The organism is Chitinilyticum litopenaei DSM 21440 (assembly GCF_000428145.1).
Taxonomy (GTDB): domain Bacteria; phylum Pseudomonadota; class Gammaproteobacteria; order Burkholderiales; family Chitinibacteraceae; genus Chitinilyticum; species Chitinilyticum litopenaei.
Genome location: NZ_KE386630.1, coordinates 16,480 through 26,027, shown reverse-complemented (window position 1 = coordinate 26,027; position 9,548 = coordinate 16,480). Strand labels below are relative to the sequence as shown.

Annotated in this window: 17 protein-coding genes; all 17 read right to left on the bottom strand. The window is 61.2% G+C overall.

The window, feature by feature from the left end:
- Positions 1-5: 5 nt before the first annotated feature.
- Entirely contained in the window at positions 6-194 is a 189-nt protein-coding gene (locus tag C515_RS0117575) for a hypothetical protein (protein WP_028456559.1), read from the bottom strand.
- Between the two features lie 100 nt (positions 195-294).
- Positions 295-1,071, bottom strand: a complete 777-nt coding sequence (locus tag C515_RS22805) for a BRO family protein (protein ID WP_051305075.1) — start codon at positions 1,069-1,071, stop codon at positions 295-297.
- A gap of 279 nt (positions 1,072-1,350) precedes the next feature.
- A complete protein-coding gene (locus C515_RS24205; protein WP_158380876.1) occupies positions 1,351-1,500 on the bottom strand; it encodes a hypothetical protein in 150 nt (49 codons plus the stop codon).
- Positions 1,490-2,029 (bottom strand): hypothetical protein, encoded by a 540-nt coding sequence (locus C515_RS21840; RefSeq protein WP_043650305.1) that lies wholly within the window; start codon positions 2,027-2,029, stop codon positions 1,490-1,492. Before C515_RS21840 ends, C515_RS24205 begins: the two co-directional genes overlap by 11 nt.
- Before the next feature lie 143 nt (positions 2,030-2,172).
- Entirely contained in the window at positions 2,173-2,715 is a 543-nt protein-coding gene (locus C515_RS0117560; RefSeq protein WP_028456558.1) for an ead/Ea22-like family protein, read from the bottom strand.
- Positions 2,712-3,302 carry a hypothetical protein gene (locus C515_RS0117555; protein WP_144290541.1) on the bottom strand — a complete coding sequence of 197 codons (591 nt, stop codon included), beginning with the start codon at positions 3,300-3,302 and terminating at the stop codon, positions 2,712-2,714. Before C515_RS0117555 ends, C515_RS0117560 begins: the two co-directional genes overlap by 4 nt.
- Positions 3,303-3,304: 2 nt before the next feature.
- Positions 3,305-3,469 (bottom strand): hypothetical protein, encoded by a 165-nt coding sequence (locus C515_RS24200; protein ID WP_158380875.1) that lies wholly within the window; start codon positions 3,467-3,469, stop codon positions 3,305-3,307.
- 78 nt (positions 3,470-3,547) lie between these two features.
- On the bottom strand, positions 3,548-3,805 hold the full coding sequence (locus tag C515_RS0117545) for a hypothetical protein (RefSeq protein ID WP_028456556.1): 258 nt from the start codon (positions 3,803-3,805) through the stop codon (positions 3,548-3,550).
- On the bottom strand, positions 3,802-4,710 hold the full coding sequence (locus tag C515_RS0117540) for a recombination-associated protein RdgC (RefSeq protein WP_028456555.1): 909 nt from the start codon (positions 4,708-4,710) through the stop codon (positions 3,802-3,804). Before C515_RS0117540 ends, C515_RS0117545 begins: the two co-directional genes overlap by 4 nt.
- A gap of 113 nt (positions 4,711-4,823) precedes the next feature.
- Entirely contained in the window at positions 4,824-5,603 is a 780-nt protein-coding gene (locus C515_RS22800) for an antA/AntB antirepressor family protein (RefSeq protein WP_051305074.1), read from the bottom strand.
- A gap of 155 nt (positions 5,604-5,758) precedes the next feature.
- Complete coding sequence (locus C515_RS22795) at positions 5,759-6,349, bottom strand: HNH endonuclease signature motif containing protein (RefSeq protein WP_051305073.1); 591 nt, start codon at positions 6,347-6,349, stop codon at positions 5,759-5,761.
- The gene (locus C515_RS24430; protein ID WP_028456554.1) at positions 6,336-6,815 is read right to left on the bottom strand and encodes an Lcl C-terminal domain-containing protein; all 480 of its coding nucleotides are present in this window, start codon (positions 6,813-6,815) and stop codon (positions 6,336-6,338) included. Before C515_RS24430 ends, C515_RS22795 begins: the two co-directional genes overlap by 14 nt.
- Positions 6,816-6,839: 24 nt before the next feature.
- A complete protein-coding gene (locus tag C515_RS21820; RefSeq protein WP_051305072.1) occupies positions 6,840-7,148 on the bottom strand; it encodes an Lcl C-terminal domain-containing protein in 309 nt (102 codons plus the stop codon).
- Between the two features lie 12 nt (positions 7,149-7,160).
- Entirely contained in the window at positions 7,161-7,298 is a 138-nt protein-coding gene (locus C515_RS24190) for a hypothetical protein (protein WP_158380874.1), read from the bottom strand.
- 24 nt (positions 7,299-7,322) lie between these two features.
- Positions 7,323-7,682, bottom strand: a complete 360-nt coding sequence (locus C515_RS0117505; RefSeq protein WP_028456553.1) for an Lcl C-terminal domain-containing protein — start codon at positions 7,680-7,682, stop codon at positions 7,323-7,325.
- Between the two features lie 45 nt (positions 7,683-7,727).
- Entirely contained in the window at positions 7,728-8,672 is a 945-nt protein-coding gene (locus C515_RS0117500; RefSeq protein WP_028456552.1) for a hypothetical protein, read from the bottom strand.
- Positions 8,669-9,547 carry a recombination protein RecT gene (gene recT / locus C515_RS21815; RefSeq protein ID WP_081687045.1) on the bottom strand — a complete coding sequence of 293 codons (879 nt, stop codon included), beginning with the start codon at positions 9,545-9,547 and terminating at the stop codon, positions 8,669-8,671. Before recT ends, C515_RS0117500 begins: the two co-directional genes overlap by 4 nt.
- Between the last annotated feature and the right edge of the window lies 1 nt (position 9,548).

The window sequence follows — 9,548 nt, the reverse complement described above, 5'->3', positions numbered from 1 at the left end:
GGTGTTCAAAACAGTTCGAGCTGCGCGGGCAACTCTCCGGAAATTCCGGAAGGTTCAGGCGTCATCGCCGCCCGCCGGCACTTCGCCGCCCAGCCGATCAGCGTCCAGTACCAGTCCTGATGCTGTGGCTGCTTGATGCGAACGTGCCGGGCCTGCGCCAGATAGACGCGGGCTTGGTGGGTGTGGGTGGTCATGGACGCTCCGGGCGTAAAAATCCCCGCGCGCGGCGGGGTGGTGGGTATCCGCCTGTAGCCATTTCACTGGAAAGGCTGCAGGCTGGTGGGGTGCTGGGTATTACGCCGCTTTTTTGAGCCGGGTTGCGGCGGCGGCGATGATGTCGGGCATGTCGGCGCGGCGGAACGCAGCGCAGCCGGGGTCGGCCAGCAGCTTGGGCAGTTGCTGCGCCGTCACCATCACGGCGTCAGCGGGGATGTCCATCAGCAGCATGCGGCCCTGTTCGTTGAAGTGCAGGCAGAAGCGGGCGCTCTGCAGCTGCGCCATGGCGTACTCGTTCAGTTCGCCGGGGCGCGGGCTGCCGTCGCTGTTGGGCATCTGGGCGATGTAGGCCAGCGCTTCGTCGGTCTGGTCGGCGGGCAGTTGTTTGTAGCTGCCGAGCTGGAAGTGCTTGTTGAAGCGGCTCCACGCATACGGGCGCTGCTTGCCGTCCGGGAAGCGGGCGGCGATGGCGTCCTGCAACTGGCGTTGCTGGGCGGGGGTGATGGTCGGCGCCTGCGGGACTTCGTACTTGCCGGTCTTGCGGATGGTGGGCAGGACTTCAGATGTAACCCACCTCTTGAACTTCTTGGCTTCGGCCTTGCGGCTGCCGAGAATCAGCGAGTACAAGCCTGATTCGTTGACGTGAATGGCGTCACCCTGACGACCTATGTTGAACATAGACCGCTCATCTTCATCAAGCCGAGCCACGGCCTGAGTGACGTTCTGAATTTCTATTGCCGCGCAAACATCGGCGGCAACAAACCACAGCTCGCCGTGCTCGTCAGTGGTAACGCGCAACGGCAGGTTGTCGGCAAAGTTGAATACAGCGGGAACAGCGGGTGCGGAAGTGGTCATGGCAATACTCCTGGCTGGGATTGACCCGCGCCCTTCTTTCCACGGAAGGGGGGCGGGACTGCATGGGGTGGAAATACCGGAGCACAGGAACCGGCCAGCCGAAGCTGCCCACACAGCCCGCCCATCGGAGAGCCATGCGCGCACTTGCGCCAAATCAACGGCGACAAAAAAGCGCCGTGCGGCGCTGGTGCGCCTGTGCTAAATCCGGGTTTCCACGCCCGGTCACGCTATTGAACGTGACACCGGCACTGTAGCCCAAGCAACGGGGGAAAAGCAAGCTCATGGGGCAGCCTTGCTAGTGACGCGCGCGACGCGCTCACGGCGGGCGGCTGCTTCGATGGCGCGGGCGAAGGTTACAGGAAGAAAATTCTCGCCCTCCACGGCACGGCAATGCTTCGCGATTTGGCAAATTTGTTCATCACTCAGCATTGCCGTTCTCCTTGTTGTCGGGCTGCGGTGCGGCGGCGAGCATGGCGCGGTATGCGCAGGCGAATGTGATGTGCCCCCAAGCGTCGCCCGGTACAGCATTCGCCTTGAATTCCTTGCGCTCGCATTCGTTCACATCGTCGGCGGCGCGCACCATTTCTGGCGTCGGCTCTTTCGGCACAATCTGCCACCCATCCGGCACGGCAGACGGTTGCGCGAATGAGGCTAGATAGCCTTTGTCGCGGTGAAGGAATAGCGGGGCACATCCAATCCAGTCCTTGCGCCCTGTGCATTCTGCGTCCTCACCCCAGAATGATAGCTCCGTGGTTTTTTCCATGCGGTGCAGATACGCAGCAGGCTCTTGTTCATCAACAGGCACGGCAGCCGGTTGCGCAGGCTGCGCACAATCGACCAGCATGTAATCAACCGGCTTGCTGTATCCCGCTAAGCCTTGGCTGCCGTCATATCCATCATCCGGCAGCTCGATTTCTTCGATCTTGCCAAGTACAACACCCCATCGGATGCTATCCACATCGTCATGCCATTCGCCGTCACTTCGCGCATCGTTGCGGAAGTCGTCCAGTGTCGTTTGCGCCCAGCTTTTTGCTTTTCGGAGGTATCAAAAAGCTCGAAACCGTTGTCACTGTCATACGCGAAGTACCCGGAGGTCAGCGTCTACGCACTCTGCGCCGGTTGCAGGGCGGCGCGGGCTTGCATGTGTACGTCGTTGGTGGCGTCAACAAGCGCAATCCACTGGCCGTTAAGCGACGCCGGTAGACCGCTGATCCCGTAGTCAACCGGGCTATGCCGGCTGACTTTGAAGCGGCGTCCACCAAGCAGAAACGCCTCGCGCTCGTCGGCCACGGGCGCGGGGATGGGGGCGGCGTAGAGTGGGACAGTTGCATCTCCTCGCGCATTGCATGAAATAAGCGTGCTGATTGCGGTGGCATGGTTGGATTTCAGTTTTAGTGTGAACGCTACAGCATCAGACACATATGCCACCGGCTCCTGCTGCTCCAGCGCGGCCAGCTTCGCAGCCAGATCGTCGCGCTCTGCGGTCAGATCAAAAACAAGCGTTGTCGAATCACGCAGCTCGGACTGCAGCCGTTCCAGCTCGTCCAGCAGGGCGAGGATGGCTTGCGGGTTCGCGGTGTCGAACGCTTGAGGCGTCGCTTGTTGCGCCATCTCGCGCAGCTCGTTGATCTCTTCAGGTGTCATGCTGCTTTCCTCAAATCAGGGTTCCACTTCGTCTGCCGGTCCCAGATCAGCGTGCCGTCGACAATCAGGCGGCTGGCTCCGTCCTGGCGGGCACGGCGCACGGCATTGGCCAGCGCGTGGCCATATCGCATGTGCTCGCTGTGCCGGCGGTAGGTTTGCTTGATCGGTTGCCAGGCCTTGTCCTTGCCGGCGCCGGCTGACCACACTGCAGCGCGCCGGCCCATGCCGGACTGGGCATTGCTGCGCCAGTCGCTGATGTGGACCAGCCCGGCGGCGTGCAGCTCTTGCATGTCGCCATCGAAGCCAGCGCGCTCGCGGTGCATCAGCCCCGCCAGCTCTTCCAGCGTCAGGCCCTTGGGATGGGTAGCGAGCAGGGCCAGCATCTTCTGGCGCTTGGCCGCGGTGCGGTGGCGCTTCTTGCTGCCCGGCTCGCGACGCTCCAGCTCGCCGCTGTCCCAGGCGTAGGCGTGCAGTCCACAGCTGCAGCGGACCAGTGAGCCCGGTGGGCTGTTCGCGGGGTCGATCCGGCGGTAGCGCTCCATGCGTTCGCCACAGTCCGGGCAGGGGATGGGCTTGGGTGCGGGCACGGTCAGGCCGCCCTGCGTTGCAGGTCGTCGAGCTGGTTATTGGCTTCCTGCAGATCGTGGGCCATGGTCACCACACGGTTAGACAGGCGCTTGTTCGCGTCTGCCAGTGCCTGATTCAGGGCTTCCAGCTGCTGAATTCGGATTTTGGCTTGATCTAGTTCGTTCATGGCGTTTACCTCGTAAAAACGCCAGCGTGCTTGCGCGGCGCTGGCGTTGGATGGTTCGGATAAGGGTGCGGCGGGTCATCAGTTGATCAGCTGTCCTTTTGTGCACCAAAGGACATCGCGCGCGGCTTCGTGAAGCAAATGGGCATCATTAAGCTCGGCTGCACGGCGCAGCAGCTCAAGCGCGCGGTCAACCTCTTCATCGCTGGCAATGTCAAAGCTGCCTGGATAATCGCGCCCGCCGCGTCTTGCGCGGTGCTCCAACTCTTGGATCAGGTCTTCGGTGTCAATTTCATCGAGAACCTCATCAATATTGACGTCAATTCTGATCGTGGTCATGACGGCAACTCCCCGCCCAGCACTTCTATCACCGCCGGCACCAGCTGGCGCAGCTCGCCCACGGTCAGCGCGAAGCTCGATTCGAACAGCGCGTCCTGGCTGTCGGCGTCGGCGTTTTTCAGGTCGTCCTGCAGCACGTCGAGCATGGCCAGGCGCTTGAGCTCCAGTTTCTCGGTGAGCTGGAAGCTGATGCGCTCGTCCCAGCTCATGCCCAGCTTGGTCACGAGCTTGCCGCTCTCCAGGTGCTTGCGCACCTCGTCGGCATTCAGATCCTGGCGCTTCACGCTGATGACCGCGCCGCCGTCACCCGGGAAACGCAGCTCGCCGTCTGCGTCGAGGGTGAACCCATCCGGTGCGCCGTGCTCGAGCCAGATCGTCATGGCCGTCTGTGGCGTGGTATTGGTCTGCAGCAGGCGTGTCGGCAGGCTGCCCAGCGCTTCACGCAGGTCGGACAGCAGGTTCTCGGCGCGGCTGGCGGAGGCGCTTTCCACCAGCACCAGATTGTTCTGCAGGTCGATGATCGCGCGCTGTACGCCCTGCCTGGCAAAGGCCCGCGGCAGCAGCTCCTCGGCGACGCGCTCGCGGATTTCGCGGGTTTCCTTGCGGCCGACCTTGCGCGCTTCCTCTTCCTCGATGTGGCGGATGCGCTCGTCGGCTTCCTGGCGAATGACGATGGCGGGCAGCAGCTTGGTTTCGGTCTTGAGCGCAACCAGCACGGCGTCCTGCTGGGTGTAGATCAGATCGTCCGGGCGGTGCTTGGCCGGCGCGATCCAGCCGGCGCTGTTCATGTCCATGCTCCCGCAGGGGACGAAGGGCTTTTTCTCCAGACTGGCGCGGATGCTGTCGGCGCTCATGCCGTGGTCGGGATTGAGGCGGTAGATTTGCAGGTTGCGGAACCAGAGCATGGGGAGTCCTCATTATCGTGGGCGTGAAAAAGCCCGCGATGTGGCGGGCTTGGTTGGGTATGCGACTGCAGGCTTTGATAATAAAAGCCTGCATGGCGATAGGGTTGTGTGTATCAGGCGGCTTTTTTGAGCCGGGTTGCAGCGGCGGCAATGATGTCGGGCATGTCGGCACTGCGGAACGCGGCGCAGCCGGGGTCGGCCAGCAGCTTGGGCAGTTGCTGCGCCGTCACCATCACGGCGTCAGCGGGGATGTCCATCAGCAGCATGCGGCCCTGTTCGTTGAAGTGCAGGCAGAAGCGGGCGCTCTGCAGCTGCGCCATGGCGTACTCGTTCAGTTCGCCGGGGCGCGGGCTGCCGTCGCTGTTGGGCATCTGGGCGATGTAGGCCAGGGCTTCGTCGCACTGGTCGGCGGGCAGTTGCTTGTAGCTGCCCAGCTGGAAGTGCTTGTTGAAGCGGCTCCAGGCATACGGGCGCTGCTTGCCGTCCGGGAAGCGGGCGGCGATGGCGTCCTGCAACTGGCGTTGCTGGGCGGGGGTGATGAACAGCGGCAGCTCGACGCCGGCTTTCTTTGCCTCGCGCTCGATCTGAATGAAATAGCGCCGCACTTGCCGGCCCATCTCATTGTTTTCGACCATGGCCAGTTCCTTCGCCATGTCGAGGGTGATGTGGTAGTCAGTGCGCCCCTTGCCGGGCTTGCCGTCAGACCTATTCGCCAAAACCGGCGAATAGTCCTCGCCTTCGACAAAGCCATACTGCTCAATGCGGTCTTTAATCCAGTTGGAAAAGTCACGCCCAACTTGCAGCGTGGCGTGCAGGTCGCGGGCGTTGCAGAGCTGTTCGGGGGTGCCGTTCAGTTCGGCGGTGAAAACGGGAACGAGTTGCGTGGTGTTCATGGCAATACTCCTTTGCTGGGTTTAACCCGCCCCCTTCTTTCCACGGAAGGGGGGCGGGACTGTGCGGGGTGGAAATACCGGAGCAAAGGAACCGGCCAGCCGAAGCTGCCCACACAGCCCACCCATTGGAGAGCCATGCGCGCACCATTGCCAAATCAACGGCGACAAAAAAGCGCCGTGCGGCGCTGGTGCGCCTTTGCTAAATCCGGGTTTCCACGCCCGGTTGCGGGATTGACCGCAACGAAAGGAGCATAGGCCAATTGCGTCACGCCGACAAGAGGCGCACTCACGGGCGGTTGCCACGTTACACCGCGAATGCACGCGTACACGGCTCCCTGCGATACGCCAAACTCTCTGCTCAGGGCGGACGAGCCGTTGGTGCGGTCATAGGGGATGTAGCGCCTTCGAATTTCCGCCGCAATCTCAGGGCTAAGCTTGGCATTGGGATGGCTGACCCCCTTTGCTTTGACATCGCGTTTCTTGGCAATCATGTCGGCCATATTGTCGGCCCGCGTGCCAAGAACCAAATGGCCAGGGTTGATGCACTTCCGGTTGTCGCAGATGTGCATGACGTGCAGTCCGTCGGTAATCGGCCCCTTGTGCAACTCATAGCTAACCCTGTGGACTTGCCGCGTTTTGCCGGAATGCCAAACCAGGCCATAGCCTGATTTGGCAATGTAGCCGGCCCACTCCTGGCAGTCGCCAGCCGGGGTGGTTTTTCGCAGCAGGCTTTCAATCGTTGCCATGACGGTCGCTCACCGGGATGCGGCGGACGGCACGCGCGCGGAGCGCGGTGAACTTGCGGTTGATGCCCTGGGTGCCGTAGCTGAAGTTCTGATACCAGGCGTAGCCGGCGTCTGTGGCGTGCTGCGTATTGCTCCAGTACGCCTCCTTCTTGAACTCGTCGGGCAGGTACTTGAACAGCACAGCCTGTTCGACGCAGTCCGGCAGATCGCCGCCTTGTTCGACAGCCCAGTCCATCTGCTCCTGCCACTCGGCGCTATCGCTGTCGCCGGGAAGCAAGATCAGGTGGTACTTGGTTTTGCCGTCCTCGCACAGCAACGTGCACGCCCACTTCTCGCCGGGCTGGAGCTGCGGAGCCGAAACCTCGATCGGGAACATGGCTTCGAATTTCACCTGCCCCTGAAGGGCTGCAATCATGGCGGCCAGTTCGTCTTGCTTGGCCTGAATACTTTCGAGCGTGATGGGCATTGCACACCTCAAATGGATGAAGGGTTAAATGGGCAATCTGCGGACGGCACGCGCGCGGAGCGCGCTGCTCTTGCGGTCGTTGCCCTGGTGGCCGTAGCTGAAGTCCTGAGACCAGGCGTAGCCGGCGTCGCGATGATGTGTTTCGTTGCTCCAGTACCAGTTTTCCTGGAACTGATCGCGGAGCCTGGCCCACAACATGGCCTGCTCGATGCGGTTGGGCAGATCGCCGCCGATGGACTTGGCCCAGTCCATCTGCTCCTGCCACTCGGCGCTATCGCTGTCGCCGGGAAGCAAGATCAGGTGGTACTTGGTTTTGCCGTCCTCGCACAGCAACGTGCACGACCACTAGATTGTTATCGGGAGCTGCGGAGCCGAAACCTCGATCGGGAACATGGCTTCGAATTTCACCTGCCCCTGAAGGGCTGCAATCATGGCGGCCAGTTCGTCTTGCTTGGCCTGAATACTTTCGAGCGTGATGGGCATTGCACACCTCAAATGGATGAAGGGTTAAATGGGCAATCTGCGGACGGCACGCGCGCGGAGCGCGTAGCCCTTGTGGAGGCTGCTCTGGTAGCCGCCGTGGAAGTACTGATACCAGGCGCAGCCGGCGTCGCGATGATGTGTTTCGTTGCTCCAGTACCAGTTTTCCTGGAACTGATCGCGGAGCCTGGCCCACAACATGGCCTGCTCGATGCGGTTGGGCAGATCGCCGCCGATGGACTTGGCCCAGTCCATCTGGGCCTGCCAATCGTCCTCGTCGTGGTCGCCGGGCAAAAGGATCAGGTGGTAGACATCGCCGGACTGATCGCCGATGGCGCCGACGTAGATTTCGCCCTCGTTGAGCGGCGGAAGTTGAAGTTGTTGCATGTGGTTCTCCATGAAAAACCCCGCTGCGTGAGCGGGGCTGGTGGGTTAGTAGGCAATCGAGGCGTGACGGACTTGCTTTCGAGCGAGCGCAACAACAACCTCTTTTGCCTGAGCCTCGGACAAGTTCGCGTAGTCTTGCAAGTCGGCCAGCATGTCGTTATGCACAGTCGCCCGACGCTGCTTGTCTTGTTCGCGCGCCTGGGCTTCCGCCGCCTCGCGCCGCTGTCTTTCTGCCGTTTCGGCCTCGGCCTTTTCACAGGCTTTTCGCGCAGCCTCTTCGGCTTCGCGCGCCGCTCGCTGCTCGGCTTCGGCTGCGCGTTTGTTTGCTTCTTCCGCCTCACGCTCGGCGCGCTCTTGGGCAAGTCTGGCCTCGGCAGCTCGTTGCTCTGCCTCTGCCTTCTCACGTGCAGCCTTCTCTTCTGCTTCGCGCTTTGCACGTTCCGCCGCTTCGGCGGCAATGCGCGCCTCGCGCTCTTTTCGCTCTTGCTCGGCGCGTTCTTCGGCCTCGGCGCGCTGCCGGTCAAATTCGCGGTTCATCAGATCGGCCAGCTCCCAATCCAGCTCGATACGCTCGGCCAGGGCCGCAGCCTCTTCGGCGGCTTTCTTCTCAGCGGCGATTCGCTCTTGCTCGGCCTCCCATTCGGTCAGTGGTTTGCGCACTTCCTCTTTGAGCAAGTCCAGCGACTCCCGTATCGCCTTGCGGTTGCCGTCAATCAGGCGCGGCAAGTCCTTGAGCTCCGCCACGTATTCCTTGCCCATGTCATCAAGGTATGTTTTTGTGCGTGCAACTTTGACCGCCAGCGAGCGAAGAGTCTTGCGTCCGTCAGCTGTTGTTACATCAGCAACGTAGCTGGTTGCCAGCCTGCGAACTTCATCGATCAGCTGTGCTGTTTTTTCTGCATCCTTGAGCACATCACGAATTGCCAGCGACTCAATAACCACAAGGGCGGTCTGTTCTTTTTCCTGCACTTCTGCGATTTCGGTGGTCATTGTTGTTGCTCCATTTCATCAACAAAATCGCGCACGGCCTGCTGGGGCTGTTCGCTCTGGCTGATGGGCTCGGTTACTTCTACGGGATCAACAACGGCATATTCGCCCTGCAGAAAATCGCCAAGGTCTTGCCCAATGCCTTCGTCTGCGCGCTCATCAATGCCTACTGCAGTTTGCAGCTCGATAGACACAGGCAGGTATTTGAACAGACGGCGAATCACTGTTTTCTTCGCCATTTCTTCGAAGTGTGTCACCCACGGGCCGTTATCTTTGGCCTTGGACTGGGCGCGAATCTTCTCCACATCTGCCCGGCTCATCACTTCAAACTGCACGCCACCATCCTTGAGCTTGGCCACCGCATATACAAAGCGCAGCTCCCCACGATCTGCGGTTTCCCAGTCAGGCTCGTGGATCAGCGTCGAGTCGAGGCCAAACCGCACTTCGAATTTGTCACGGGAAAAGACTGCGCGCGCCTCCAGAGACAGAATCTGTCCGGAGCGACGCGCCAGGTCGATCATCCCGCGATAGCCGATAATCAGCTGGGCCTCGGTATCGACGGTTGTCCATTGCCCGCCGACTCTCTGCCGTTTGTCGAACGGCAAAATGTAGGCGTGACCAAGGGCGGAGCCTGGTTCAAGTCCAAGCTGGGCGCAAACCATAATGGCGCCCATAAAAGACGCCTGATTGCATTCGGCCAGCTTCGGCACCTTGCGAATCTCGGTCAAAGCGATGCGCGCCATGCGTTCGCTGTTCATGTGCTTGGGTAGCGCCAGGGCCAACTGGGTCTTGAATTGGGGGCTTACCAGTTGCTCCTTGAGCGATTTAGGTTTGTCGCGGCTTCCTGCTACGGATTTCAGGGCTTGTTCGGTCGTCATG

What these genes read in the sequence shown, in the direction of transcription:
- C515_RS0117575 (WP_028456559.1), bottom strand. Translation starts at nt 194, where the DNA reads ATGACCACCCACACCCACCAAGCCCGCGTCTATCTGGCGCAGGCCCGG.
- C515_RS22805 (WP_051305075.1), bottom strand. Translation starts at nt 1,071, where the DNA reads ATGACCACTTCCGCACCCGCTGTTCCCGCTGTATTCAACTTTGCCGAC.
- C515_RS24205 (WP_158380876.1), bottom strand. Translation starts at nt 1,500, where the DNA reads ATGCTGAGTGATGAACAAATTTGCCAAATCGCGAAGCATTGCCGTGCC.
- C515_RS0117560 (WP_028456558.1), bottom strand. Translation starts at nt 2,715, where the DNA reads ATGACACCTGAAGAGATCAACGAGCTGCGCGAGATGGCGCAACAAGCG.
- C515_RS24200 (WP_158380875.1), bottom strand. Translation starts at nt 3,469, where the DNA reads ATGAACGAACTAGATCAAGCCAAAATCCGAATTCAGCAGCTGGAAGCC.
- C515_RS0117545 (WP_028456556.1), bottom strand. Translation starts at nt 3,805, where the DNA reads ATGACCACGATCAGAATTGACGTCAATATTGATGAGGTTCTCGATGAA.
- C515_RS0117540 (WP_028456555.1), bottom strand. Translation starts at nt 4,710, where the DNA reads ATGCTCTGGTTCCGCAACCTGCAAATCTACCGCCTCAATCCCGACCAC.
- C515_RS22800 (WP_051305074.1), bottom strand. Translation starts at nt 5,603, where the DNA reads ATGAACACCACGCAACTCGTTCCCGTTTTCACCGCCGAACTGAACGGC.
- C515_RS22795 (WP_051305073.1), bottom strand. Translation starts at nt 6,349, where the DNA reads ATGGCAACGATTGAAAGCCTGCTGCGAAAAACCACCCCGGCTGGCGAC.
- C515_RS24430 (WP_028456554.1), bottom strand. Translation starts at nt 6,815, where the DNA reads ATGCCCATCACGCTCGAAAGTATTCAGGCCAAGCAAGACGAACTGGCC.
- C515_RS24190 (WP_158380874.1), bottom strand. Translation starts at nt 7,298, where the DNA reads ATGCCCATCACGCTCGAAAGTATTCAGGCCAAGCAAGACGAACTGGCC.
- C515_RS0117505 (WP_028456553.1), bottom strand. Translation starts at nt 7,682, where the DNA reads ATGCAACAACTTCAACTTCCGCCGCTCAACGAGGGCGAAATCTACGTC.
- C515_RS0117500 (WP_028456552.1), bottom strand. Translation starts at nt 8,672, where the DNA reads ATGACCACCGAAATCGCAGAAGTGCAGGAAAAAGAACAGACCGCCCTT.
- recT (WP_081687045.1), bottom strand. Translation starts at nt 9,547, where the DNA reads ATGACGACCGAACAAGCCCTGAAATCCGTAGCAGGAAGCCGCGACAAA.